General features: G+C 62.0%; 25 protein-coding genes. 16 read left to right on the top strand and 9 right to left on the bottom strand.

From position 1 onward, the window contains the following. Positions 1 to 131 precede the first annotated feature (131 nt). Together LQ249_RS27125 and LQ249_RS27120 are read right to left on the bottom strand one after the other, a co-directional pair. The gene (locus LQ249_RS27125) at positions 132 to 695 is read right to left on the bottom strand and encodes a histidine phosphatase family protein (RefSeq protein ID WP_017847333.1); all 564 of its coding nucleotides are present in this window, start codon (positions 693 to 695) and stop codon (positions 132 to 134) included. Beyond that, complete coding sequence (locus tag LQ249_RS27120; protein WP_057005130.1) at positions 692 to 1,729, bottom strand: SDR family oxidoreductase; 1,038 nt, start codon at positions 1,727 to 1,729, stop codon at positions 692 to 694. The genes LQ249_RS27125 and LQ249_RS27120 overlap by 4 nt, the downstream gene beginning before the upstream one ends. 131 nt (positions 1,730 to 1,860) lie before the next feature. On the opposite strand from LQ249_RS27120, the gene LQ249_RS27115 reads away from it, so the two are divergent. From LQ249_RS27115 to LQ249_RS27105, 3 genes are all read left to right on the top strand, one after another. Next, positions 1,861 to 2,748, top strand: a complete 888-nt coding sequence (locus tag LQ249_RS27115; RefSeq protein WP_017847335.1) for a LysR family transcriptional regulator — start codon at positions 1,861 to 1,863, stop codon at positions 2,746 to 2,748. Positions 2,749 to 2,874: 126 nt separating this feature from the next. Beyond that, positions 2,875 to 4,281, top strand: a complete 1,407-nt coding sequence (locus LQ249_RS27110; protein WP_232566024.1) for an MFS transporter — start codon at positions 2,875 to 2,877, stop codon at positions 4,279 to 4,281. A gap of 11 nt (positions 4,282 to 4,292) precedes the next feature. Next, positions 4,293 to 5,066 carry an AraC family transcriptional regulator gene (locus LQ249_RS27105; protein WP_046382001.1) on the top strand — a complete coding sequence of 258 codons (774 nt, stop codon included), beginning with the start codon at positions 4,293 to 4,295 and terminating at the stop codon, positions 5,064 to 5,066. Between the two features lie 96 nt (positions 5,067 to 5,162). Here LQ249_RS27105 and LQ249_RS27100 read toward each other — a convergent pair whose 3' ends face one another. The 4 genes from LQ249_RS27100 to LQ249_RS27085 all read right to left on the bottom strand — a co-directional run bounded on the left by LQ249_RS27100 (position 5,163) and on the right by LQ249_RS27085 (position 7,755). Then, a complete protein-coding gene (locus LQ249_RS27100; RefSeq protein ID WP_046382002.1) occupies positions 5,163 to 5,903 on the bottom strand; it encodes an SDR family NAD(P)-dependent oxidoreductase in 741 nt (246 codons plus the stop codon). A gap of 29 nt (positions 5,904 to 5,932) precedes the next feature. Next, entirely contained in the window at positions 5,933 to 6,763 is an 831-nt protein-coding gene (locus tag LQ249_RS27095) for a shikimate dehydrogenase family protein (RefSeq protein WP_046382003.1), read from the bottom strand. A gap of 8 nt (positions 6,764 to 6,771) precedes the next feature. Next, on the bottom strand, positions 6,772 to 6,954 hold the full coding sequence (locus LQ249_RS27090; protein WP_126587246.1) for a hypothetical protein: 183 nt from the start codon (positions 6,952 to 6,954) through the stop codon (positions 6,772 to 6,774). Between the two features lie 87 nt (positions 6,955 to 7,041). Continuing rightward, positions 7,042 to 7,755 carry a FadR/GntR family transcriptional regulator gene (locus LQ249_RS27085; RefSeq protein ID WP_046382004.1) on the bottom strand — a complete coding sequence of 238 codons (714 nt, stop codon included), beginning with the start codon at positions 7,753 to 7,755 and terminating at the stop codon, positions 7,042 to 7,044. 285 nt (positions 7,756 to 8,040) lie between these two features. On the opposite strand from LQ249_RS27085, the gene LQ249_RS27080 reads away from it, so the two are divergent. From LQ249_RS27080 to lpdA, 11 genes are all read left to right on the top strand, one after another. Continuing rightward, positions 8,041 to 9,282 carry a branched-chain amino acid ABC transporter substrate-binding protein gene (locus LQ249_RS27080; RefSeq protein WP_052735750.1) on the top strand — a complete coding sequence of 414 codons (1,242 nt, stop codon included), beginning with the start codon at positions 8,041 to 8,043 and terminating at the stop codon, positions 9,280 to 9,282. Between the two features lie 59 nt (positions 9,283 to 9,341). Then, positions 9,342 to 10,283: a branched-chain amino acid ABC transporter permease gene (locus LQ249_RS27075; RefSeq protein WP_046382005.1), complete on the top strand. Its 942-nt coding sequence runs from the start codon at positions 9,342 to 9,344 to the stop codon at positions 10,281 to 10,283. Between the two features lie 3 nt (positions 10,284 to 10,286). Then, positions 10,287 to 11,564, top strand: coding sequence for a branched-chain amino acid ABC transporter permease (locus LQ249_RS27070; RefSeq protein ID WP_108525485.1), 1,278 nt, complete (start codon positions 10,287 to 10,289; stop codon positions 11,562 to 11,564). Further along, a complete protein-coding gene (locus tag LQ249_RS27065; protein WP_046382007.1) occupies positions 11,561 to 12,316 on the top strand; it encodes an ABC transporter ATP-binding protein in 756 nt (251 codons plus the stop codon). Before LQ249_RS27070 ends, LQ249_RS27065 begins: the two co-directional genes overlap by 4 nt. Next, positions 12,313 to 13,035 (top strand): ABC transporter ATP-binding protein, encoded by a 723-nt coding sequence (locus LQ249_RS27060; RefSeq protein ID WP_046382008.1) that lies wholly within the window; start codon positions 12,313 to 12,315, stop codon positions 13,033 to 13,035. The genes LQ249_RS27065 and LQ249_RS27060 overlap by 4 nt, the downstream gene beginning before the upstream one ends. Before the next feature lie 115 nt (positions 13,036 to 13,150). Further along, entirely contained in the window at positions 13,151 to 14,398 is a 1,248-nt protein-coding gene (locus tag LQ249_RS27055; RefSeq protein WP_371928143.1) for an OprD family porin, read from the top strand. A 126-nt stretch (positions 14,399 to 14,524) separates the two neighbouring features. Continuing rightward, positions 14,525 to 15,367, top strand: coding sequence for an SDR family NAD(P)-dependent oxidoreductase (locus LQ249_RS27050; RefSeq protein ID WP_079444744.1), 843 nt, complete (start codon positions 14,525 to 14,527; stop codon positions 15,365 to 15,367). A 62-nt stretch (positions 15,368 to 15,429) separates the two neighbouring features. Next, on the top strand, positions 15,430 to 17,622 hold the full coding sequence (locus LQ249_RS27045; RefSeq protein WP_057005097.1) for an alpha-ketoacid dehydrogenase subunit alpha/beta: 2,193 nt from the start codon (positions 15,430 to 15,432) through the stop codon (positions 17,620 to 17,622). After that, a complete protein-coding gene (locus tag LQ249_RS27040; RefSeq protein ID WP_046382011.1) occupies positions 17,619 to 18,104 on the top strand; it encodes a VOC family protein in 486 nt (161 codons plus the stop codon). Before LQ249_RS27045 ends, LQ249_RS27040 begins: the two co-directional genes overlap by 4 nt. Beyond that, on the top strand, positions 18,104 to 19,318 hold the full coding sequence (locus LQ249_RS27035) for a pyruvate dehydrogenase complex dihydrolipoamide acetyltransferase (RefSeq protein WP_046382012.1): 1,215 nt from the start codon (positions 18,104 to 18,106) through the stop codon (positions 19,316 to 19,318). The genes LQ249_RS27040 and LQ249_RS27035 overlap by 1 nt, the downstream gene beginning before the upstream one ends. A gap of 10 nt (positions 19,319 to 19,328) precedes the next feature. Beyond that, complete coding sequence (gene lpdA / locus LQ249_RS27030) at positions 19,329 to 20,720, top strand: dihydrolipoyl dehydrogenase (RefSeq protein ID WP_169882190.1); 1,392 nt, start codon at positions 19,329 to 19,331, stop codon at positions 20,718 to 20,720. 181 nt (positions 20,721 to 20,901) lie between these two features. Here lpdA and LQ249_RS27025 read toward each other — a convergent pair whose 3' ends face one another. Beyond that, positions 20,902 to 21,294: a tautomerase family protein gene (locus LQ249_RS27025; RefSeq protein ID WP_017847336.1), complete on the bottom strand. Its 393-nt coding sequence runs from the start codon at positions 21,292 to 21,294 to the stop codon at positions 20,902 to 20,904. 108 nt (positions 21,295 to 21,402) lie between these two features. Between LQ249_RS27025 and LQ249_RS27020 the strand changes: the two genes are divergently transcribed. Next, positions 21,403 to 22,266: a LysR family transcriptional regulator gene (locus LQ249_RS27020; protein WP_128191713.1), complete on the top strand. Its 864-nt coding sequence runs from the start codon at positions 21,403 to 21,405 to the stop codon at positions 22,264 to 22,266. Positions 22,267 to 22,395: 129 nt separating this feature from the next. Beyond that, positions 22,396 to 23,430: an alpha/beta hydrolase family protein gene (locus LQ249_RS27015; protein ID WP_232566023.1), complete on the top strand. Its 1,035-nt coding sequence runs from the start codon at positions 22,396 to 22,398 to the stop codon at positions 23,428 to 23,430. A 67-nt stretch (positions 23,431 to 23,497) separates the two neighbouring features. Here the strand turns inward: LQ249_RS27015 and LQ249_RS27010 are convergent, their stop codons facing one another. Continuing rightward, the gene (locus LQ249_RS27010; RefSeq protein WP_232566022.1) at positions 23,498 to 24,094 is read right to left on the bottom strand and encodes an NADPH-dependent FMN reductase; all 597 of its coding nucleotides are present in this window, start codon (positions 24,092 to 24,094) and stop codon (positions 23,498 to 23,500) included. Between the two features lie 113 nt (positions 24,095 to 24,207). Further along, positions 24,208 to 25,476, bottom strand: a complete 1,269-nt coding sequence (fabF, locus tag LQ249_RS27005; protein WP_046382015.1) for a beta-ketoacyl-ACP synthase II — start codon at positions 25,474 to 25,476, stop codon at positions 24,208 to 24,210. Between the last annotated feature and the right edge of the window lie 50 nt (positions 25,477 to 25,526).

Below are 25,526 nucleotides of genomic sequence, written 5' to 3'. Positions count from 1 at the left end.
GTTGTCTGCGCTTCTGAGAGTGAGGCTCCTTTTGGCCGTAGCCGAAGCACTGCACTTCACACGCGTAGCAAAGACACTGTATCAGGGCGGTGTGCCACCTGGACGGTTGCGTGCGCTCAGCCGATCACCGTCTATACACCAGCGTATTGATACACCGTCGCGCTCCAATATTGGCTGCCATTGTGCTGTTGGCGGGTCCAACCGTCTGCGAGCAGGTGTTTGGCGATCATTCGATTCATCACGCCATGACCGAGCAGCAGAACCGGCCCTTCACCGGCGAGGGACTGCAGTCGTTGAGCGGCCGTGTTGGCGCGCAACCTTGCGGCGCCAGCGGATTCGATATTGCGTGAGTAACCGCACAGCCATAAGACCCGGAAGATAAATGCCCAGGTAAACGGCGATAGCCGGGGCAATCGCCAACGGCCATAAGGCAGTTGCGCTTCGCAGAAAAGCGCGTCGACGACAGCAGGCTTCAGCCCGAGCACCTCGACCGAGGTCAGCGCACGAGGCGCGCTGCTTGAAACAACCAGGGTGGCGGCTGCGGCGAGTTGCTGGCTGGCGTCCGGAGCCGGATGGCGGATGATTTCGGATCGGTTGTATTGCTCGATCCAGTCTTTCATCTCGAACATTGAGATTCTTTCGCGCGCGGCCATCTTGGGCTGGCCGTGACGCATCAGGATGATGGTTTTGCTCATCGTGTGTTTTCGTCCTTGTTTGGCTTAACCACGCCATGTTTCCGATACCACGCCACAGTGTCAGAAACGGTCTGCTCCAGCACTCGAAAACTCAGGCCAAGCTCCTGTTCGCTCTTGTGGTGGTTAAAACAGGTACGGTGCTCCTCTCGTATCAATAGGCGCAACGTCGCCATGCTCAGCAAAATAGGCTTGCCGGTAATGCGCGCGTAAACCTCCTGCGCCGCCGCCAACAGGTACAGCGCGGGCACTGGCAGTTGCCGAACAGGGGTTTTGACGCCCGCGATACGCCCCAGCACAGGTACCAACTGGCGCATGGTCAAGTTGCGACCGGCCGCGAGGTAGCGCTCTCCTCGCCGCCCATGTTTGGCGGCGGCGATCTGGGCACATGCCACATCGCGGGCATCGACCACGGAGAAGGTGCCGGGGATCAGCCCGGGTAACTTGCCGTTGATCACGTCCTTGACCAATTGTCCTGAGGAGGTCGGGCCCATATCGCCCGGGCCCCACATCCAGCCGGGCAGCACCATGCAGGCATGCATTTGGGGATGGGTTTCAAGGAACGTCAAGACGACACGCTCGGCGAGGATCTTGCTGCGGTAGTAGTCATCCGCATCGGCTTCGGCCCGCAGGCATGTCTCGTCGATAGAGGTGCCGGGGGCTCCGTCGAGCACGGCAATCGACGAGGTATGCACGAAGCGGCGGACCCCCGCGCGGTAGGCCTGGTGAAGCAGGGCTTGCGTACCGGCGACATTGATCTTTTCGAGCGCTTCCCAGTGGCTGCCGCCCTTGTAGTTATCGCGAAAGAACGCCGCGGTATGAAACACCGTATCGCAGCCTTGCAACGATGTTGCGAACGCGTCGGTGTCGGCCATATCGCCAACGACCAGTTCCACGCTCGGCAGGTCGTTGAACTGCTGCTCACCCTTGGCCCGTGAGCGGACCAGGGCTTTGACGGCGTAGCCGTGTGCGACCAGTTCCCGCACCAGGTTGTTGCCCAGCAAGCCGGTTGCGCCAGTGACGAATGCGTTGCGCATGGGGTCCATAGTCATACATTTCATTCCAGTCGTTTCGAAGGCCGGTAGATATACCGTTGAGGCTGCGCCTGAAAAACAGCGACTACTGCATAATGGCTTTGCATATATGCAAACCCTGGAGGATGGGAGGTATGGCGTTGCAGGCAAATTGGGACGATCTTCGTCTGCTGTTGGCGGTCTCGCGGCGTGGCAGTTTTCTTCAAGCTGGCCAACTGCTGGGGATCGCGGCGTCTACCGTGTCCCGTCGCCTGACCCAGCTGGAAGCGGCCCTGGGTGAGCCGCTCGTTGAGCGCGGCGTTGAAGGCTGCTGGTTGACCTCGCGGGGCCAAGCCCTGGTGGACGTCGCGGTGGCAGCAGAGGCGGGCTTGAGGCGTCAGACGGCGGCGGAGTTGTCCGGGGAACACGCAGCGCTATGTGGCAGCGTGCTGGTCAGTGCCGGCGAGGGGTTTTCTTCTTGTGTGCTGGACGCCGCGAGCCGGTTTACGGCCCTGCATCCGCGCTGTTCCGTGGAGTTACTGGTCGCCACCGACTTTCACAAGATCGTCCGCGGGGTGGCGGATATCGCCATACGCACAGCGCACCTGGGCGAGCCGTCGTTGATTTATCGACCCATCGGCAAGCTCGCCTATGGCGTCTTCGCTGAGGCCGGGTACCTGAAGCGATCTCCCGGAGTGACCCTGGCTACGGCGGTCAACATCGCCTTGCTTCCTCCGCTGGATATGTTGCCTCAAATGCGTGCCGCAAAGGCTGCGGGCCTGGACCGTGCGCAAATCAGCGTGAACTCGTTCGCCGTCCAACTGGAGTCGGTGCGGCAAGGCATGGGCGTGGCTGTACTGCCGCGTATTCTGGCGAAGGGCCTGACGGAGTTGTTCCCGGAGCTGGAACTTCCAGAGATGGAGGTCTATCTGGTAACCCGGCCTCAGGCGTTGAAACAGGCGCACATCAGATGTTTCTTCGACATTCTGGAGCAGGTATTGCTCGAAGTCCTCTGCGTCGGCACGCATCAAAGGGCGAGCTGACAACGTCGCAGTGCGGATCGCGAAGAGGCACCGCTGATGGTTCTCGTCCGTTTCAGTCGATGAGTTGTCTTGACGGAACATTTCGCTCATCCAGGCGGTTACGTAACCTGATCCCAGGTAAATGCCGTGAAGGGATCGGTTATGAAGAGTGTTACTCGCGCCTCTTTGCGAGATGAGAATGATCATGTGCAGCGCCAACGCTCGCTGAGCGTTCTGGCGGTGCTCGTCGTGTTGTTTCTCGCGGCGATGGACAGTACTGCTGTCAGCACGGTACTGGCGCAGATCAATGCGCAAATGCAGGACGCGACGCTCTATCCCTGGGTGGTCTCAGGCTTCCTGCTACCCCTGGCACTCATTGCCCCGCTGGCCGGCGCACTGGCGGATCGGTTCGGGGTTTCGTCGATGATGAAGGTCAGCCTGCTGATCTTCATCGCCGCGTCGGCGCTGGTTGCCGCTAGCCAGAGCATGGTCATGCTGATTGCCGGCAGAGCGCTGCAAGGCGTCGGGGCGGGTGGCATCATCGTTCTTTCCTACTCGATGCTGGCGTCGCTCTTCGACGGGCCCAAGCGTGCCAGCATGCAGGGCATGCTCAGCAGTGTCTGGGGGCTGGCGGCTGTGTTGGGCCCGGTTGCCGGTACGGTGCTGGGCAACACCCTGAGTTGGCGCTGGGTATTCTGGCTCAATCTGCCGCTGGGCTGTTTGGCATTGGCGGTGTTGTGTTTCACACCAGCTATCGGTCGAGGTCAATCGACCAGGACGGTAGACCCGATAGCGCAGGGCCTTTTGGCCATTGCTGCTTGTGCGGGGCTGTTCATGTTGAGCAGTCAGCGTCTGGATATGATCCCATACCCGATAGCGACGCTGGCGTTTGTGGTGCTCATCAGTCTGGTCGCGCTGATAGCTCGCGTGCGTCAGGTACCTGCCGGTAGCCCAGTGCCGTTTGGTTTCTTTGAACGGCCTGCACTGGGAGCGGTCATGGCGTTGGTGGTGATCTCCAGTATCGGCTTGTACGCCACGGTCAGCGTGTTGCCAATTGCCCTGAGCCATTCGCCGGGCAGCGCATTGTCGACCGGCGGGCTGATCATGCTGGCCGCGTTGGGCTGGGTAGGCGGTGCCACCGTCTGTGGCAAGCGTCTGGCGAATGTCGGGTTCAAGTCCATGGCTATCGTTGGGATGGCCATGCTGATGCTCGGTTGTCTGGGGGTGGCTGCGGGGTTGCACTGCTCGCAGTGGCTGCTGATGGGCATCGGTCAGATTCTGGTCGGGCTGGGTATGGGCTTTACAGCCACAACGACCCTGGTACTCGCACAGAACAGCGCCCCGCCTGATCAGTTGGGAGCCTATACCTCCACGGTGCAGTTTCTGCGCAACCTTGGCGCGGCGTTTGGCGTCAATGCACTGGTGGCTGTTGCGTTGTACCTGCCGCCAGACCAGTCCTACCCGGACACGTTCCTGTTGCTTGGTCTTTTGATGGCACTCGGTTTACTCTTTGCCTTCAAGCTGCCTGCGCGCGGTGGACCGCAGAAAGGGTAAGCAGAGTCGCAATGAGTTTCGTCGACCTGGATCACACCGCACTGGTTGTTGAACGGCAGTTAACCAAGCTGCCCGAGGCGGAGCGTCATGCTCATCAACACCCCTTCGGGCAGTTTGTGTTAGTCAAAAACGGTGTGCTTCATGGCAACGCCATCGAGCAACGCTGGTTGCTCAAACCGGGAATGGCGGTCTGGATTCCGCCACAGACCTTGCACTCGGGCGAGGCGTATAACCCGGTAGACCTCACGGTCTTGTACCTTGACCCTGACCTGTGCAAACACATCTCCCCGAGCGTCAAGCTGATCGATGCATCCCCGCTGATCATCGCCCTGTGCGAGCGGTTGGCCGAGCAGGGCACTCGACCGCTTTGCGAACAACGGCGCGCCTGCATGTTGCAGTTGTTGTTCGAGGAGATCGAAGAGCGGGTGCCCAGCAACATGGTCCTGCCTTTGCCGAGCGACGCACGGCTCAAGCGTGTGGCCGAGCAACTGATCGCCAGGCCTGGGATGCGCAAGAGCCTGACCGAATGGGGGCACGAGGTAGGCGCTACGGAGCGGACGCTGGCGCGGCTGTTTCGCAAGGATACCGGATTGCGCTACACGGACTGGCACAACCGCCTGCTCCTCGTGGAGGCATACCGCGGCCTGGCAGGCGAACACTCCAACGAGACCCTGGCGCAGCACCTGGGATTTGCGTCGGGGGATTCCTTTGGTCATTGGTTTCGGCGCATCACCGGCAGCAGCCCAGGCAAGGTGCGTAGCTCTTTGCAGGTTGCCAGCGCGTAAGTGCGGCCGCTGGCCCCATGAGCCCGCGCCCCTGAAGGGCGCGCGCTCATTTCTCGCTTGACCGCTCAACGGGCAAAAAAACGAGGCGCGCAAGGCTCATCCGGCGATGTACAGCCCGCCGTTCACGTGCAGTACTTCGCCGGTCATGAAACTTGAGCCGTTGCTGCATAGAAAGGCGATCACCGAGGCGATTTCGCTCGGTTGACCCAGGCGTTTGAGCGGGGTCTGCTCCACCGAATCGCTGCCGCGGCTCGCGATCAGGTGCTGGGTCATCGGGGTTTCGATGATCCCGGGGGACACCGCGTTCACCCGGGTCTGCGGCCCCAACTCCCGCGCCAGGGCGCGGGTCAGGCTCAATAGGCCGCCCTTGGAGGCGCCATAGTGCGCGTTAGAGAACGCCCCCCGATGTGCGGCCACCGAGGTTAGGTTGACGATTGCGCTGTTGGCACGCAGTACCGGGATTGCCCGCTGGCACAGGTAGAACACGCCGTCGAGGTTGATGCCCAGCGTTTGGCGCCATTGCTCATCGGTCATTTGGCGAATCGGCTGCGACTGGTACAAACCGGCCGATGGCACCAGGAAGTCGATGCCGCCGAAGCGTTCGACGGCCAGTTGCACAGCCTTGGCCGAATCGGCAGGGTCGGCCGCATTCATCCGCAGGGTGGCGACGCGCTCGCCGCTGGCGTCCAGTTCCCGGGCGAAATCCGCCAGGCCGTCGCCGTCCAGGTCGGCGAGCACCATCGAGGCGCCGTACTGATAGAACAGCCTTGCCACTTCGCGGCCGATGCCACCGTTGGCACCCGTCAGCAGCAGGACGCGATTGTTGAAATCATACATGGTCGTTGTCTCCGAAAGAGTGCCTGGGTTCATGGGCCGAGAATGCGCGCCAGATGTTCGTGTTGCAGGTCAACGCCGAGAAAACGACAGATCTGCACGATCTGGCCATAGATCATGTGTTGTCCATGGTGAACGCGGCAGCCGCGCAGTCGAGCCGCGGCCAACAGGGGGGTGTCGCCGGCGCGCATCACGGCTTCGCAGACCAGGGCATCAGCCCGCAGGGTGCTGGGGTCCAGCGGCAGGGCATCGTCGTCCTTGAGGCCCAGGGAGGTGGCGTTGATGATCACGTCGAAGTCCTGCGCATTGCCGTCGCTGGTGCTTAGCTCGACCTTGGGGAACTGCGTTTTCAGGCGTTCCAACAGGGCTTCGGCGCGGGCAGGGGAGCGATTGTAGATCGCTAGCCGTGCCGGTTCCTGCCGGGCAATCGCTGCGGCGATCGACTTGCCGGCTCCACCGGCGCCCACCAGCAGCACGCGTTTGCCTTCCAGCCTATGACCTTGCTGATGCAGCCCGGCGAGCATGCCTTCGCCGTCGAAGTTGCCACCGATCAAGCGGCCGCTCTCGGGGTCGATCCGCACCGCGTTGACCGAGCCGACCTGGCGTGCGGTCTCGGTCAGTTCGTCGCAGTATTCAACGATGCTTTCCTTGTACGGGATGGTCACTACCAGGCCGTGCAGATTGGCGATGCCGGATACGCCGAGCAGCACCTTGTGCAGGTTCGACCCTTGCACGTGCAGCGGCACGCAGACCAGGTCGAGGCCCTGGTTGGCAGCACTGTGGTTGATCACTTGCGGAGTTTTTACATGGGCGATCGGATCGGCAACGATGCCGATCAGTTGCGTCTGGCCACTGATGTGCATGGGAAACCTCAACGGTAGGAGTGGGTACGGGCGGTCGTGCCGAGGCGCTTCTCATAAAGAGCCGGGCCGAAAAAGGGATCGAGTGGAAGCTGGAATACCGCAGGGTGGGCGGTCGTGCCGAGGGCAGGAGGGGTGTCGGAGGTGCGGATCAATGAAGCCAATGCTTGTAACAGTGCGCTGATAGAACTCATGAGCAGTAACCTGTCTGACATATTTTATTGTTGTCTGACAGGATGGTAGAAGGCTTCGCTTTTCGGTGTCAAGGGTGCTGCCGGGAATCAGGCCTGCAGGTACATGTTCATCCGCTTGGCGGCATTGCGCAGATGGCGCTCGGCGGCTTCGCCGGCCAACACCGGATCACGGGCCTGGATGGCCTGGAAGATGGCCTGGTGCTCGTCCTGCACGTCCTGGATCAGCTCGTTGTAGATTTCGGCGGTGTTGCTGCGAGCTTCGCGAATCAGGCGCCGGACGCTGTGGTCGAGGTACTCGTTGAGCGATTTGAAATGCGGGTTGTGCGTGGCCGCGACAATCGCTTGGTGGAAGGCATAGTCTTCTTCGTCCCCCAGTTGATCATTGACCATGGCGTATTCCATACCAACCAGTGCCTGGCGAATCTTCTTCAGGTCTTCGGGGGTGTGGCGCAAGGCTGCCAGGCGTGTGGCGCCCACTTCAATGGTGATCAGGAATTCGAGGATATGCAGCAATGCGTCCCCTTCACCCAGCGAGACTGCTTTCAAGCGAAACGCATGGCGCTCGCCACGCTTGGCGACGAAGGCACCCTTGCCTTGCTGAGTGGTGATCAGCTCTTCGAACTTGAGCTGCGACAAGGCTTCGCGCACCACCGCCCGGCTGACCGAAAACTGTTCGCACAGTTGCCGTTCGCTGGGCAGTTGATCGCCAGTGGCCAGCCGCCCGGATTGGATCTCGCCACTGAGCCAGTGAACGATTTCCATGGGCAGGGGCTGGTTGGGGTGCGCGTTGTCGCTTTTCATGGTTCGGTCCTCTGCCAGGGGGCAGCACGGGTACGGGCATTGATGTGATGAGCTGTTGATAGTGACGGATTGAGCTGTGGTCTTACAAGTGTTTGAAAAAATAATCCAGGGTGGAGTTGTCTGTTTTAAAGGCCCGCAGGTGCATTTATAAAAAATAAATGCATAAATCGTGGTAGGAGTGCTTTGACTTCGCGGCAGGCTTGACGTAATTTTCGCCAACTGGTCAGACATGTACTTGCTGATGTACTACCAGATTGCAAATAACAATAAAAATTCGAGGTTTCCATGCACACCAAGACCACGCTGCGTCTGCTCACCCTCGGCACGACCCTGTTCGCCGGTATCGCCTGCGCTGATCCTTTGAAAGTGGCGTTGGTCGAGACCCTGTCGGGGCCGTCGGCCGCCACCGGGCAAATGTTCCGCGCCGCCACGCGTTTTCAGATCGAACGGCTGAATGCCGAGGGTGGTTGGAACGGCGAACCGATCCAGCTCCTTGAGTTCGACAGCCAGGGGACCCCCGCGGGCGCCTCCGAGAAACTCAAGGCCGCCATTGGCAGCGGCGCGCAAATGATTGTCCAAGGGGCTTCGTCAGTGGCTGCCGGGCAGATCACCGAAGACGTGCGCAAGTACAACCTGCGCAATAAGGGCAAGGAGGTGGTGTTCCTCAACGTCGGTGGTGAAGCGCTTGAACTGACCGGCAGCAAATGCCACTTCTATCACTTCCGCTTCAACGGTAACGCACCGATCCGGGTCAAGACCCTGGTCGCGGCAATGAAAGAGGCGGGCACCCTGGGCAGCAAAGTCTATTCCATGAACCAGAACTACAGCTGGGGCCAGGACATGGAAAAATCCATCACTGAAAACGCCGCGGCTGGCGGTTATCAGTTGGTGGGTAAAAGCCTGCACGACACGCAGAAGGTGCAGGATTTTTCGCCCTATATCGCTCGCATCCAGGCCTCCGGCGCAGAAACCGTGCTGACCGGCAACTGGGGCAACGACCTGTTGCTGCTGATGAAAGCCAGCCGCGCCGCCGGCCTGAAGCTGCGCTTCGGCACGGCCTTTCTCGATCAGCCGGGCAACCTCGCCAACGCCGGCGATGTCGCGCTGGGGCACTACGTTTCCCACCCGTTCAACATTGAGGCGGCGGGCGAGCAGGGCGAAAAATTTGCCAGCGAGTATCAGGCCAAGACCGGGCACCTGCCAGCCTACATCGAGCCACAGACGGTATTTGCCTTGCAGATGGTCGGCAATGTGCTGAAGAAGCTGCCGGCCGAAGATGGCCGTCTCAATACCCGCAGTTTCGCCCTGGCCCTGGAACAGGCCAGCGACCGCAACCCATTGGGTGACGTGCGGATGCGTGCCGAGGATCACCAACTGCTGATGCCGTTCGTGGTGTCGGTGGTGTCGAAGGAGGCGCGCTACAAGGTTGACGGCACCGACATGGGCTTTGTGCCGATCAAGTCGTTCAGTGCCGATGAAGCCGCAGCGCCTGTCCAGGATGCCTGCCGGATGCAACGACCCGAGTGACGCCGCCTGGCGTGCCGAGCGGCACGCCTTCCTGCCCATCGCGAACGCTGGAGTCGCCTATGGAATTTCTCACAGTTTCACTGCTTAACGGCGTGATCTACGGCCTGCTGCTGTTTATGGTTTCCGCCGGCCTGACGCTGATTTTCGGCATGATGGGCGTGCTCAATTTCGCCCATGCCTCCTTCTATATGGTGGGCGCCTACCTGGCCTACACCCTGCAGAAGGTTGTCGGCTTCACGACTGCGGTAGTGCTCTCGACCGTGCTCGTGGGCCTGCTCGGCGTGATCGTCGAGCGCTTCTTCCTGCGCCGCGTACACAAACATGGCCATGCTCATGAACTGCTGCTCACCTTCGGCCTGACGTTCATCATTGCTGAACTGATCAAGTTGTTTTACGGCAACTTTTCCGTCGAATACCGAGTTCCAGAGTTCCTCAACTTTGCCGCCTTCCAGGTGTTCAGCACCGACTATCCGTTCTATCGCTTGTTGATGGGTGTGGTCTCGCTGCTGGTGTTCGGCCTGATCTACCTGCTGTTGACCCGCACTCGGGTCGGCATCGTGGTGCGGGCGGCGATTCATCGTCCACAAATGGCCGAGGCCCTGGGGCACAACGTCCCGCTGGTGTTCATGGCCGTGTTCGGCATCGGCGCGGCACTGGCCGGCCTGGCCGGGGCTCTGGCTGGGGCGTTCTACACCACCAACCCGAACATGGCCCTGGAGCTGGGGGTCATCGTGTTTGTCGTGGTGGTGGTTGGCGGCCTGGGTTCGATGGCCGGGGCCATGATCGCGTCGCTGCTGATCGGGCTGATTTCTTCGTTCGCGGTGGGTGTGGACCTCAGCCTGGCTTCACTCCTGGGTTTGCTGGGGGCAGGTGACTGGGCGCAGCAGATGGGCGGGTTGATGACCCTCAAGGTATCCAGTGTGGCGGCAACCATTCCGTTTGCGCTGATGCTGCTGATTTTGCTGATCCGGCCGTCCGGGTTGATGGGCGAGAAGGGGTAAACCATGAAACTGACGAATATCCTCCTGGCGGTGCTGTTGCTGGCCCTGCTGGTGCTGCCCGCCATCCTGCCGGCGGCGATGGTCAACGCGGCCATCCAGATGCTTATCGCGGCCTTGTTTGCCTGTGCCTTCAACTTGTTGTGCGGGCAGGGCGGCATGCTTTCGTTCGGTCATGCGGCGTACTTCGGCGTGGGGTCGTTCGCTACATTGCATGCGATGAGTGCGCTCAATGGCCAAGGCCTGCTGCCGACACCGTTGCTGCCGCTGATCGGTGCCATGGGCGGCTTTATCTGCGGCCTCTGCGCCGGTTGGTTCGCCACTAAACGGGCAGGCGTCTACTTCTCCATGATCACCCTGGCGCTGGCCGAGTTGCTGCATTCCCTGGCCCCGCACCTGAATACGCTGTTTGGCGGCGAGGCGGGTATTTCGTCCATGCGCGCCCCTGCCTGGGGCCTGGATTTCGGTGACGCGACCCAAGTGTATTACCTGACGCTGGGTTGGGTGGTGCTGTCGATTGCCTTGCTCTACGCCTTCACGCTGACGCCCATGGGGCGCCTGACGTTCGCCTTGCGCGAGAACGGCCACCGCCTGCAGTTCCTGGGCTACAACGTTCACCGCTTGCGAGTGCTGGTGTTTGCCTTGTCGGCGATGTTTGCCGGTATTGCCGGTGGCTTGCAAGCACTGAACCTGGAGTCGGCCAACTACGTGCTGTTCGACATGCGTTTTTCTGCCGAAGTGGTACTCAACACCTACATCGGCGGCGTCAACGTGTTCCTCGGGCCGGTGCTCGGCGCTGCCCTGATGACGTTCTTTGGCAACGCCGCCTCTGACCTCACGCAATCCTGGTTGCTGTATCAGGGCCTGTTGTTCGTACTGGTGATGATGTTCATGCCCAGCGGCCTGGCCGGGCTGGTGCTGTGCTGGAGCGCGCAGATCCGTCGGCGCGGTTGGCTGGCGATCATCCCGGCGGCGTTCTCGGCGCTGCTTGGCGCTGGGGTGTTGAGCCTGGCGGTGGTGTTTTTGATCGAGACGTTGCAACGCGTATTCAGCCAGGACTATCAGGCCCTGTTGATGACGGACCAAGCCTGGCCGGCGATCAGCCTGTTCGGCCGCGAATGGCTGCCGGGCGCGCTGCTGACCTGGGCCACGCCGTTGCTCTTGGGGGTGGCCGGGCTGTTGGTCCTGAAACTGGCCCGCCACCAATGGCTGCGCCTGCTGGATGACGAACCGGTGGTCAACGCCGCCGCACTCAGGCCTCGGGTCGAAGGAGAACAACCATGAGCGATGCGATCCTGCAGTTACGCGATGTGCATAAGTCGTTTGGCGAGGCTCACATCATTCGGGGTGCGCAGCTTGAATTGCGTGCCGGTGAACGTCATGCGGTGATCGGTCCCAACGGGGCCGGCAAATCGACCTTGTTCCATCTGATCTCCGGGCAGTTGCAGCCCAGTAGCGGGCAGATCCTCCTGGGCGCGGAAGCGATCCAGGGCTACTCGCCACAGCACATCAATCACCTGGGGTTGTCGCGCTCGTTCCAGATCACCAACATTTTTCCCGGGCTCTCGGTGTTCGAAAACCTGCGCATCGCGGTGATGCGCAAGCACCGGATGCAATACCACTTCTGGCGCTCCGTGCAGCGTTACCCCGAGGTGCGCGAGCAGACTGAGCAACTGCTCGAACAGGTGCGGCTACAGGACAAGCAAACGGTGTGCGCGGCCGAACTCTCTTACTCCGAACAGCGCGCCTTGGAGATCGGCATGACCCTGGCCTGTGACCCTCGGGTGATCTTGCTCGACGAGCCGATGGCGGGCATGTCCCATGAAGAAACCGATTACGCCCTGAACCTGATCCGCGAGGTGACCCAGGGGCGTTCGCTGCTGATCGTCGAACATGACATGGACGTGGTGTTCTCCCTGTGCGACCGCATCAGTGTGCTGGTCTACGGCGAAGTCATCGCCACCGGTACACCGGACCAGATCCGCGCAGATCGTCGGGTGCAGGAAGCCTACCTGGGTGAGGAGCAATGTGCATGAACCCTACTTCGCAAAACCTGCTGTCGATCAGCGACCTGCATGTGCATTACGGCAAGAGCCATGTATTGCATGGGGTCGATCTGCACATCGGTCACAACGAGGTGGTGAGCCTGCTCGGGCGCAACGGCGCCGGGCGCTCGACCACCATGAAAGCGGTCATGGGCCTGGTGCCGCCCAGTGCCGGCAGCGTGCAGTTGGCCGGGCGCGAGTTGACCGGGCTGCGCCCCTATCGCATCAGCCGTGCCGGCATCGGGTTCGTCCCGGAGGAACGTGAGGTCTTCGCCAACCTCAGCGTCGAGGAAAACCTGCGCATGGGCCAGCAAGCGCCCACCGACGGCGCCACTGCGTGGACCGTCGAGCAGATGTTCGAGTTTTTCCCGCGGCTGCGCGAGCGCCGTAACACTGGCGCGGGCAACCTTTCGGGGGGCGAACAGCAGATGCTCACCCTGTGCCGGTCGTTGCTGGGCTGCCCCAGAGTGCTGCTGATCGATGAACCCACCGAAGGCCTGGCGCCGAAGATTGTGGCCGTCGTCGCCGAGGCTATTCGCGAGATCCACCGACGTGGGGTTTCGATCCTGCTGGTGGAACAGAAGCTGACCATCGCGCTTAAGGTCTCGTCGCGAGTCTGCGTGATGGGGCATGGGCGGATTGTCTTCGAGGGCACGCCGCAGGCGCTGACCGACGATGCGAATTTGATGAAGGAATGGTTGGCGGTCTAGACCGACCGCCAGCATGTTCAACCCGGCAGGTTCGCCTGCCAATTTCCCCCCCGATTGTGTGGCAGCACGTGTGCTTGCCAGGGGGTTCTGCGTTTTAAATCCACCGGGAAAAACAATAAAAATGAGCCTGCCTAACTACATCACCGTACAACCCCTGCTGTTGCTCAGCGTCTTGCCGGGCCTGGTCCTGGCCCAGGAGCAGGGCTTTATCGAAGGTGCAACGGCCAACGTGCTGATGCGCAACTTCTACTTCAACCGTGACTTTCGCGACAGCGGTGCCGCCCAGGCCAAGAGCGAGGAGTGGGCGCAGGGCTTTCTGCTTAACGCACAGTCCGGCTACACCCAAGGCACCGTGGGTGTCGGCGTCGATCTGATCGGCCGTCTCGGGGTCAAACTCGACAGCGGCAGTGGGCGTGCTGGCAGCCTGTTGTTGCCGGCGGACGGCAAAGGCTCGGCGGATGATTTCTCCAGCCTGGGCGCTGCGCTCAAACTGAAACTGTCGAAGACCGAGCTGAAAGTCGGGGAGCTGCTGCCGAGCCTGCCCATCCTCCAGTACAACGATGCGCGGTTGCTGCCGCAAACCTTTCAGGGGGCGATGCTGACTTCGAAAGAAATCACCGGGCTGACCCTCAATGCCGGGCAGATGCGCTCATTCACTCAGCGCAACTCCAGTAACCGCGAAGACCTGTTTATTGATGGCCGCTCGTTCGCCACGTCCGACCGCTACAACTACCTGGGTGGCGAGTACCGCTTCAACCAGGAGCGGACCATGCTCGGCCTCTGGGGCGCAGAACTGGAGGATATCTATCGCCAACGCTTAGTCCAGTTCGCCCACAAGCAACCGGTCGGTGCCTGGACGCTTGGGACCACCGTCGGCCTGCTCGACTCCGAGGAACAAGGCCAGGCCAAGGCCGGCAAAATCGACAACCGCTCGTTCTACAGCACCCTCAGCGCGGCACATGGCGGGCACACGCTGATGGCCGCCTGGCAGCGCATGTACGGCGAAGACGGGACCATCTGGCTAAGCCCGACCACCACCGTGCTGCCCAGTGATATCCAGGTGCGCAATTTCGCCTCCGCCCAAGAGAAAGCCTGGCAGCTGCGATACGACTACAACTTTGCCGCCATGGGGGTGCCAGGGCTGACGACCTTCGTGCGTTACGTCAGTGGCGACAACGTACTGGTGGCGGGCAGCAACGACGGCAAGGAATGGGAGCGCGATTTTGACGTGTCCTATGTGATCCAGAGCGGCGCGCTGAAGAACCTGGGCCTGCGCTGGAGAAACGCCATGGTGCGTTCCAGTTTCGGTCCGTCAGTCGACGATAACCGACTTATCGTCAGCTACAGCCTGGCGCTGTTCTGATCGATATGCCGACTATTCCGGTAACAATTTCCTTTGACAGACCCCGCAGTGCGGGTTAGTTTTTCTGAGCTGGTCAGACAAGTTGTTTTAAATGTATGACCAGCTACAAAAATAAGTGAGAACCTCATGTCCTACTCAGATAGCTCAGCACCTGCGTCCGTACAACCACAGCCTGAAACGGCTGTTTTCCAGCACAGCGCCTATGCCGGCATCCATGACAAGGTGGTGGTGGTCACCGGTGGTGGCAGCGGTATCGGCTTGGCACTCGCCAAAGGTTTTGCTCGCAACGGCGCGCACTTGCTGCTGATCGATATCAACGCTCAAGCCATGGCCGACGCCAAGGGCGAGTTGCAGGAAGCCTTCCCCAATAGTCGAGTCGAATGCTTCCAGGCTTCGGTTGCTGACGAAGACGCGGTTGAAGCGGCCTTTGCCCACGCCAAGGCCTGTTTCGGGCGTATCGACGTGCTGCTTAACAACGCCGGCGTATCGATCAACAAACCGTCGCTCGATATCAGCCCGGCCGAATGGCGTCGGGCCGTCGAGATCAACTTCAACAGCGTGTTCTTCTGCGCCCAGGCGGCGGCCCGGCACATGATCGAGCAGCAGGCGGGCGTGATCATCAACACCTCGTCGATGTGGGGCGTGTCCCACTCCGCCGATCGCACGGCGTACTGCGCGACCAAGGCCGCCGTGGTCTCCATGACCAAGTGCCTGGCAGTGGAATGGGCCCGCCATGGCATCCGCATGAACGCCATCGGTCCTGGCTATACCCGCACACCGCTGGTGGAAGAACTGCAACGGGCCGGACGCCTGGACGTCGAGGCCCTGCGCAAGCGCACGCCGTTGCAACGCCTCGGTGAGCCGGGCGAGATGGCCGAGTTGGCGCTGTTCCTGGCGTCCAGCAGCGCGACGTTCATCACCGGGCAGATCTACGTGTCGGACGGCGGCTGGACCGCCAACGGTTTCTAGTTCGCCTTCGTTGTGGCGGCCCGCCGTGGCCCGTCGATTCGAGTTCTTTGTGGAGAAGTGAAATGCCGAAAAGTGTTGCCTTGTCGCCGGCCTCGCCGTGGGTCGAGCTCAGTTCCACCGATGCCGACTGGAAGCAGGCCGACCCTGCGTTGCTGGGCACGATGCTCAGCCAGTTGCACCTGATCCGCGCCTTCGAGGAGACCGTGCTGGAACTGGCCGGAGAAGGCCTGGTGCATGGTCCGGCGCATTCGAGCATCGGTCAGGAAGGGGGCGCGGTAGGTTCGATCGTTGCGCTGGGCGCGGCGGATGAAGTCAACGGCTCGCACCGTGGTCATCACCAGTTCCTGGCCAAGGCGTTGGTCTACCTGATGCCCGAGGGTATCGACCCGAAAGCGCCGGTCACTGCACCCATCCAGGATCTGCTGCAACGTACCCTGGCGGAAATTCTCGGCCTGGCCCAAGGGTTCTGCAAAGGCCGGGGCGGTTCGATGCACCTGCAGTGGGCCGAGGCCGGCGCCCTGGGGACCAACGCCATTGTGGGCGGTGGTGTGCCGCTGGCGGCCGGTGCCGCCTGGGCACACCGGCATGCCGGGACCGACACCGTGGCGGTCACCTATTTCGGTGACGGCGCGGTGAACATCGGTTCGGTGCTGGAGACCATGAACCTGGCGGCGGCCTGGAAACTGCCGCTGTGTTTCTTCATCGAGAACAACCTGTACGCGGTGTCCACCACGGTTGAGGAAGCCACTGCCGAGCCGCGCCTGTCGGCACGCGGGCTGGGTTTCAATATTCCGAGCTGGAAGGTCGACGGCATGGACCCGCTGGCGGTTTACCTGGCCATGCAGCAAGCCCTGGCGCACATGCGCGCCGGCAACGGACCGACCGTCATCGAGGCCGATGTGTACCGGTTCTTCCATCAGAACGGTCCGTTCCCCGGCAGCGCATTCGGTTACCGCAGCAAGGAAGAAGAGCAGAGCTGGCGCGCCCGTGATCCGCTGGAACGCCTGGCCCGCGAAATGAAAAAGCGCGACCTGATCGACGACGCCGGCCTGGCCGATCTGCGTGAAACCATCAAGCTGGCCATGGCCCAGGCGGCGGCTGAATTGCTTGAAGCCGACCCGGCGGGCAAACCGGGCAAGCGACGGATCCGTCCCCAGTTGTGGCCCTCGCCGGACTTTCGCGATGTCGGGATTCGTGGCGACCTCAGCGAACTGGCCACGGCCCGGACCTGTGAACTGGCGACCTATCGCGGCGGCCTGCAGCAACGCAAGTTCATCGATGCCATCGCCGACGTGATGAACCGGCGCATGGAAACCGATGACAGCATCGTGGTCATGGGTGAGGACGTACACCGTCTCAAGGGCGGTACCAACGGCGCCACGCGCGGCCTGAAAGAGCGTTTTCCGCAGCGCATTCTCGGTACCCCGATCAGCGAGAACGCCTTCTGCGGGCTGGGTGGCGGCATGGCGTTGGACGGGCGTTTCAAACCGGTGGTGGAGTTCATGTACCCCGACTTCATGTGGGTCGCCGCCGACCAGGTGTTCAACCAGATCGGCAAGGCGCGGCACATGTTCGGCGGGCAGAGTGACGTGCCGCTGGTGCTGCGCACCAAGATCGCCATGGGCACCGGCTACGGCTCGCAGCATTCCATGGACCCGGCCGGCATCTACGTCACCAACCCGGGCTGGCGCATCGTTGCCGCGTCCACGCCGTTCGACTACATCGGCCTGATGAACACCGCGTTGGCCTGCAAGGACCCGGTACTGGTGATCGAGCACGTCGACCTGTACAGCCACAGCGGCGAAGTGCCGGTGGACGACTTGGACTATCAGATTCCATTCGGGACCGCCGCCGTGCGCCGAGAAGGCCGTGACCTGACCATCCTCACGTACCTGAGCATGGTCGGACACTCCCTGGAAGCCGTGGAGCAGACCGGCATCGATGCCGAAGTCATTGACCTGCGTTTCCTCGACCGCGCCAGCTTCGACTGGGCCACGGTCGAGGCGAGTATTCGCAAGACCAATAATGTGCTGATCGTCGAGCAGGGCGCCCGAGGGACGTCCTATGGCGGTTGGCTGGCCGACGAACTGCAGCGCCGTTGCTTCGACTGGCTCGACCAGCCGATCCAGCGCGTGACCGGTGGCGAAGGCTCACCGAGTATTTCCAAAGTCCTGGAGCGCGCCGCCTGTGCCCGCACCGAGGAAGTGATCGAAGGCCTGCAACAGGTCATCCGTGAAAAAGGGGCACACCAATGAGCGTGAAGATGCTGGTTCCAATGGAAGTGGGGATTTGCTGCGTCGATCTCCCGGCCCTCAGCCGTTTCTATCAGGACGTGCTGGGTTTCACCTTTGTCGCACAGGTGCAAATGCCGGCCGCCGCCGCGCAGTTGGTGGGCCTGAGCGAAGGCGGCTACAGCGTGGTGCGTCTGCAGACGCCTTACGGTGAACGGATCAAGTTGCTGGCGCCTGAGCGGGCGCCGGTCCGGCCTGAACCGGGGCTGATTCTCGACCGGCAGAATGCGAGTTACCTGACGTTCATCGTCGAAGACATCGCCAGCCTGGTGGACGACCTGAAAAATGCCGGTGCGAGCTTCTGCGCCGAGGCTGCCCCGATCCAACTGCGCCCCGATGTGAAGGCGCTGTTCTGCCGCGACCCGGAGGGCAACGTGCTGGAACTGGTGGAGTACGCCGATATCGCCGCCTACCGTCCCGATCTGTTCAGCGACAGGAGCGCCTGATGGCCAAGCTCTTACATATGCCGGAAGTGTCGGCCAACGCCACCCACGCCGCGATCCAGAACTGGACCCTCAAGGAAGGCGACACCATCAGCGCCGGTGATTGCATTGCCGAGATCGAGACCGAAAAGGCCTTGGTCGAACTGGCCGCCGAGGAAGATGCGGTGCTGGGCAAGATCCTGGTCGAACCGGGGCGCGAAGTGGAAGTGGGCGCGCCGATCGGGGTGCTGTTTGCCAGAGGCGAAACCGATGTCGACATTGCCGCGCTGTTGGCCAAGGCCGGTGCGCTGGCGGCGGCCAATGAGCCGGTGGTGGATGACGCACCGGTGCTCCAGCCTCGGGCCGAGGTGACGCCTGCGATTGACGCGCACAGCGGGCGGATCTTCGCCAGCCCTCTGGCCCGCCGCCTGGCAGCGGCCAAGGGGCTTGACCTGGCGAGCCTCAAGGGCAGCGGGCCGAACGGGCGCATCGTCAAACGCGACGTCGAGGCGGTCGCCGTTGCCGCTGCGGTGGCCGCACCGACGCCCGTGTCGACCGTCGACTTTGATGAAATCCCCCACAGCAGCATGCGCAAGACCATTGCCCGGCGCCTGGTGGAGAGCAAGGCCACGGTCCCGCATTTCTATCTTGATGTGGAATGCCGGATGGAACCTCTGCTGGCCCTGCGCGAGCAGGTCAACCGGACCGCAGCGAGGAAGATTTCGATCAACGACTTCATCGTCAAGGCGGCGGCTGTCGCCCTCCAGCAAGTACCGGCGATGAATGTGACCTGGACCGAGACGGCGCTGCGCCGCTACCACCAGGCGGATGTCTGCGTGGCGGTGTCCACCGAGAGCGGCCTGATCACCCCCGTGGTGCGCAATGCCGACAGCAAGGCCCTTTCGCAGATCAGCGCGCAGGTGGCGGAGTTGGCCGGGCGCGCCCGCGACGGACGTCTGCGCCCCGAGGAATACCAGGGCGGCAGTTTCACCATCAGCAACCTGGGGATGTTCGGCGTCGAGCAGTTCAGCGCGATCATCAATCCACCCCACGCCGCGATTCTGGCGGTGGGTGCGACGCAGCAAAAACCGGTGGTTGAAAACGGTGAGCTGAAGGTCGGTGCGGTACTGCGTTGCACGTTGTCGGTGGATCATCGGGCCGTGGATGGCGCACTCGCTGCGCAATGGTTGGCGGTGTTCAAGGGCCTGATGGAAAACCCGCTGGGCATGCTGATTTGAGAGAGTACCCATGAGCGAAATGAAATTTGATCTGATCGTCGTCGGTGGCGGCCCCGGCGGTTACGTGGCGGCCATTCGCGCCAGCCAGTTAGGGCTGCGCACGGCGTTGGTGGAAAAGGCGCAACTGGGTGGGGTCTGCCTGAACTGGGGCTGCATTCCGACGAAGGCCCTGTTGCGCAGTGCCGACGTGTTGCGCCTGATCGGCAGCGCGGGCAGTTTTGGTATTGAGGTCGGGCCGGCCAGGCCGGACCTGAAGGCCATCGTCAAGCGCTCCCGCGATGTCGCCGCCCAGTTGCACCGTGGGGTCAGCGGGTTGATGAAAAAGCACCGCGTCCAGGTGTTCAATGGGCATGCGCGGCTGGATGGGCCGCAGCGCCTGAAAGTCAGTGGGGAGCAAGGCGAGCTGAGCCTGAATGCGCCGCATATTATTCTCGCCACCGGGGCCCGGGCCCGAGTGCTGCCGGGCATGGAGCCGGATGGCAAGCATTTCTGGAGCTACCGCCAGGCGTTGGTGCCGGACAGCGTACCCAAGCGGCTGGTGATCATCGGCGGCGGTGCGATCGGGATCGAGTTCGCCAGTTTCTATCACGCGCTGGGCGCCCAGGTCAGCGTGGTGGAAATGGCGGAGCGGATCCTCCCGGTAGAAGACCACGAGGTCAGCGCCCATGTGGCGCAGGCCCTGGTTCGCGACGGTATCCGCCTGTACACCGGCTGTGCGCTGCAAGGTAGCAAGGTGGAGCAGGGCGCCGTGCAGTTGCGCCTCGAAGGCAACAGCAACGAGACGCTGCAGGCTGACGTGGTGCTGGTGGCCGCGGGCATTGTCGGCAATGTCGAGGAGCTGGGGCTGGAGGGCACAGGGGTCAAGGTGCAGCACACCCATGTGTTAGTGGATGAGTTCTGCCGCACGGGCGAGCCGGGTGTCTACGCCATTGGTGATCTGGCCGGGGCGCCGTGGCTGGCGCACAAGGCCAGCCACGAAGCCGTGATCTGTGTCGAAAAGATCGCCGGTCAGAACCCCCACCCACTGGACCCCCGCAGCGTGCCGGCCTGTACCTACAGCCACCCGCAAGTCGCCAGTGTCGGCTACACCGAAGCCCAGGCGTGTAGTGCCGGCAAGACCCTCAAGGTCGGCAAGTTCCCCTTCGCCGCCAACGGCAAGGCGATTGCCATGGGCGCCACGGAGGGCTTCGTCAAAGTGGTGTTCGACGCAGACAGCGGCGAGTTGCTCGGCGCGCATATGGTCGGCGAGGAGGTCACCGAAATGATCCAGGGCTACACCATCGCGCGAGGCCTGGAGACCACCGAGGCCGAACTGATCGAAAGCATTCTGCCGCACCCGACGATGTCCGAAGCCATGCATGAGGCCGTGTTGGCCGCCTATGAACGCGCCCTCCATTGCTGAGCACTGATCCACGAGCGATTGCCGAACTGTACGAGGTTGAGTCGTGTCAGTTCGGCAGGCGCCGGGAGCGTTCGGGGCTGCCTAGAAGTACGAGGAAAGACCGCGTGATGCTCAACGGCCTCAACCGATCGGAAGACCCGTCTTCGGTCACGCGTCATTCCCGGTGTCGCGGGTTTGGGGCTCAGGGATGGTGATGTTTGTATTCCTGGCTCACGCCGCCATACCCATACGCACTGGCCCTGCAATCGATGAGGTGGATGTTGGAGTGTGGATGCAGGTTGCCGATTTCCTCGGCCAATAGCGCGAACGCCTCGCGCTGAAAGCGGGCCTTCTGCGCTTTGGTGTTTGTCTCATCGGTGATGGTGACCTCCAGCCGGAACGAGTTGTAACCCAGTTCGGCCAGCGAGCAACTGTTGATGAACCATTGCTCATGAGGCACGAAATGCACCATCACCAGCGTCTGCTCCGGGCGTTTCTCCAGCACGTCGCAGGTTAGCGCGGTGAGCTGGGAAACGATCCCCTGGACTCGCGCAAGGTCAGGTTGGCCAGAGATTTTGAGTGTGATGCCGGGCATGTTGGAGACCTCGTAGGACGTTAATGTCCGGCTCAGAGTAAGGAATGGGTTGAGTGCTGAAAAGCCGGAAGATATGATCGTATCCTTCGGAAAAACGGCAGGATGAGCATGCGCCCCTTTGACCTGGAACTTTTGCGAGCCTTCGCGGTTGCGATGGAGTCGGGCAGCCTCGCGCAGGCGGCGCCTAAGTTGTGTCGGTCGCAGTCGGCGTTAAGCGAGCAATTGCGCAAGCTCGAGGCCTTCACCGGGGTTACGTTGCTGGAGCGGGGTAAAAAAGGCGTCAGGCCGACACCGGCTGGCGAACGCTTATTGGTCCACGCACGCGACATGCTTGCCTTGAGTGAGCGTGCCCTTGAAAGCGTGCGTGGCGTGACCTTTGTCGGCGAGTTGCGGCTGGCCATCACCGACTACTTTCTGCCCAGCTCGATCGCCGACCTGTTGAAGAAACTGCGAGTGCGCTATCCGCACCTTCGCCTGCATGTGTCGGTACGCAAGAGCATGCAAATCGAGAGCGGGGCGGATTCGGATGAATTCGATATCGGCCTTTCCATGCGAATTCTCGACGGGCGCAGCCTGCCTGAGGGCTTGCCGGTGCGACGGGAGGCGTTGCGTTGGGTGTCGGTCGCGGGGTTCGAGGCTGAGCGGGAGGAAAACACCCCGTTGCCACTTTTGGTACTGCCGCAGGGGTGCAGCCTGCAGCGCCTCGCCAGAGAGACCTTGGAGGCTCACGAGGTGCCTTATGTGGTTGCGCATTCGGCGTCCGGCGTCGCGGGGCTGCAATCAGCGTTATTGGCAGGTTTGGGCGTCGCTTGTCTGAATGCCTCCGCAGTACCGATGGGCGCGCAGGTCTGCCAGTCGGCGCACCATTTACCGGGATTGCCGGATGTTGAGTTCAGCCTGTTGCCCCCTCGTCCTGGCGAATCGCCCTTGGTCGGGGCCGTCAGGGAAATGCTTGCGAGCCAGTTCAGTTAATCGTCCGAGAAGCCAGCAGCGCCGCTAGGGCGCTACGGGGCGTTGCGAAATGCATGCACTGCGTCAGGGATTGGCACTGAGATTCGGGCCTGTCAGCCGGGACTCTTTAAAGGAAAAAAAGGAGTGACTATGCATAAAGAAATCTGGATGAAACGTTACCGCGTAAAGTTGATTGCCGTCGTTTGTCTCATCGTGGCTATCGCGTTGCTTGTTCTCGCGCGGCTTGACACTTATGGTCTGGATCGCAGAGCCAGCGAACCGTTTGCATTCGACGCAAATGGACTGCGCCTGGCCGGCACGCTCTGGCTGCCCGACCACGCAGCAACAGCGGCAGTGGTTCTGGTTCACGGGGATGGCCCCCAGGATCGCACGTCGCAGCAGGGTTACGATCCACTCATCAACGCGCTTCTCGATGCCGGCATTGCGGTTGTTTCGTGGGATAAACCGGGCGTTGGGGATTCGCCGGGGAATTGGCTCAGCCAGTCGATGACGGACCGCTACGTGGACGTGCGCAGCGCGTTGTCTGCCCTGCGCAGTAAGTTGCCAGCAATTCCTGTCGGTGCGCTTGGGTTTTCACAAGCCGGCTGGGTACTGCCCCGCCTGGCGTCGGGGGATGCGGACTTTCTGGTGCTTGTCGGCGGCGCGGTATCCTGGCAACGGCAAGGTGACTATTACACGCGGACACGGTTGCAACGCACGGGGATGTCCGAGCCCGACATCGACGCAACGATGGCTCGGATCGCCGCCGCCGATGAGCGTTTGTTTGCCGCTGCGCAGGTGCCGCCGGTTGCCCTTCTGGACGGTATGAGCCCAGAGCGATGGGCGTTTGTGCGGCGCAATCTTCACGAAGATGCAACCGGTGCCTTGGAAAAACTCGACATTCCACTGCTTGCGCTGTGGGGCGCGGACGATCTGAATGTCGATCCCGAAGCCAGCGCAGCCCTCTACCGAAAGGCGCTCGGCGGCAACCATCCCGCCAACCGGATTGAAGTCATACCGGATGCAACCCATGGGCTGCTCAAGGCCGCGGCTTACAACACGCAACTCACCAGCGAGTGGTCCTGGTTCACCACGATGAGGTTCCTCATGGAAGGTCGTCTTGCCTACGCCCCAGGCGCCCTTGAAACGATAAACGCGTGGGTTCACGCCAGAGCCAGCCAGTGAATGCACTGGCGGCCAGCGTTGGCAATCAATGCGTGCGGGCAACCACTCGACAAGCGATGTTGGAGCATCAAGGTTCCTGAGTTTCGAGACGCCGTTTAAACGCGCCGAGCGCAGTATGGATCAACGGGCCCATCACCGGGTCGGCGGCAATGCCCTCGGCGCTCGACTGGCTGGACAGGAGGTTAACCGTGATTGACGCTTGCTCGATGATGCTCGCCGACATCGTTTCCAGGACCAGCCGCAATGCCGCTTGCGCGTGGCTGGCTCTGGGCGATGCGTTGAACAGCGCGACAGGCTTGCCCGGAAACTCTTCACTGCTCACCAGCCAATCGAGCATGTTCTTGAATGCGCCGGGAATACCTCGAGCGTACTCGGGGCACGAAACCAACAGCCCATCCGCCTGCCCGATAATTGCGCGCAACGCCAAGACTGACTCGGGGGGATCCTCGAGCAGGTCCGGGTTGAAGTGAGGCAATTCAGCGATGCCTTCGTAATGTGCGACCTGTACCCCTTCGGGGCATAGATGCTCAACTGCGCGTAGCAAAATTGAGTTGGAAGAGGCCTGACGCAGACTTCCCGAGACAGCAAGCAAACGCACCATTTCAACACCGTTCGTGATTCGTGAGTCGGTGAAGTTTCGCACGAGCTGAGCTTCGTTCACCATTGCGGCATAGCCATCCAGCGCTCAGCGGGGAGCTTGGCGGCACCCGATGTTGAGGTCTCGACCTCTCGGTGCCGAGACCTCAACCGCACTGAAGCCGGACGCAATATCCGGTTTTAGATCCAGCGTCGGAACAGCACGCTGGCGTTGACCCCGCCGAAACCGAAGCCATTGGACAGCGCATATTCCATGGGCAGGTGCTGGGCCTGGCCGCGAATCAGGTTCAGGCCTTCGGCAGCGGCATCCGGAGTTTGCAGATTGAGTGTTGCCGGAACTACCTGATCGCGCAGCGCAAGTACGGTGAAGATCGCCTCGATCCCCCCCGCAGCGCCCAGCAGGTGGCCAGTGGCGGACTTGGTCGAACTGATCGCAAGGCCGCTGTCTGTGCCGAACAGGGCTTTGATTGCCGCGAGTTCGCCTTTGTCGCCCACCGGGGTCGAGGTGGCGTGGGCATTCAGGTGCTGAACCTGGGATGCGTCCACGCCGGCTTGGCGCAATGCCTGCTGCATGGCCCGGCGGGCGCCGTCGCCATCTTCGGGCCCGGCGGTCATGTGGTACGCGTCGGCGCTGGTGCCATAGCCCACCAGCTCGGCGATGGGTGTGGCGCCGCGTGCCAAGGCATGTTGCAACTCTTCGATGACCAGCAGGCCGGCGCCTTCACCCATGACGAAACCATCGCGGGCCTGATCGAAGGGGCGCGAGGCGCGCTCCGGGGTGTCGTTGTAATCGCTCGAGAGGGCGCGTGCGGCAGCGAAGCCAGCCAGGCTGACCCGGTGAATGGCCGCCTCCGTCCCGCCGCAGAGCGCTACGTCGATTTCCCCCGCGCGAATCATCCGTGCAGCGTCGCCGATGGCCTGGACGCCCGCCGCACATGCGGTCACCGGAGCCCCCAGTGGCCCCTTGAGACCATGGCGGATGGAGACATGCCCGGCGGCCATATTGCTGAGAAATGACGGGATGGTGAAGGGTGACAGGCGCCGTGGCCCCTTGCTGTCAGTCGTCCGCACGGCTTCGGCAATCGCCGGAAACCCGCCCACGCCCGAAGCGATGATGGTGGCGGTGCGCTCCTGCGCCTCAGGGGTTTGCGGCGCCCAGCCGGCCTGTGTCAACGCTTCATGGGCCGCTGCCAGGGCGAACAGAATGAAGCGGTCCATCTTGCGCTGTTCTTTGGGGGCCAGCAGTAGATCCGGATCGAAGCCGGCCTCCGGGTCTTGGATGCGGTCGGGAACCTGGCCACCGATGCTGATCGACAGATCGCCGATCAGCTCCGGTGGCAACCGGCGGATCCCCGACTGCCCTGCCAGCAGGCGTTGCCATATTTGCTCGACTCCGCAGCCAAGTGGGGTCAGCGCGCCCATGCCTGTAACGACGATGCGTTTGTTCATGATGATCCAGTTCTTTGTGCTTAAGGGAGGGGTAACGACATATGGACGTC

It is taken from the genome of Pseudomonas sp. 7-41, from assembly GCF_021233075.1.
Lineage (GTDB): Bacteria > Pseudomonadota > Gammaproteobacteria > Pseudomonadales > Pseudomonadaceae > Aquipseudomonas > Aquipseudomonas veronii.
Note: the sequence above shows the minus strand (reverse complement) of the source record. Positions and strands in the feature narration are given on the sequence as shown.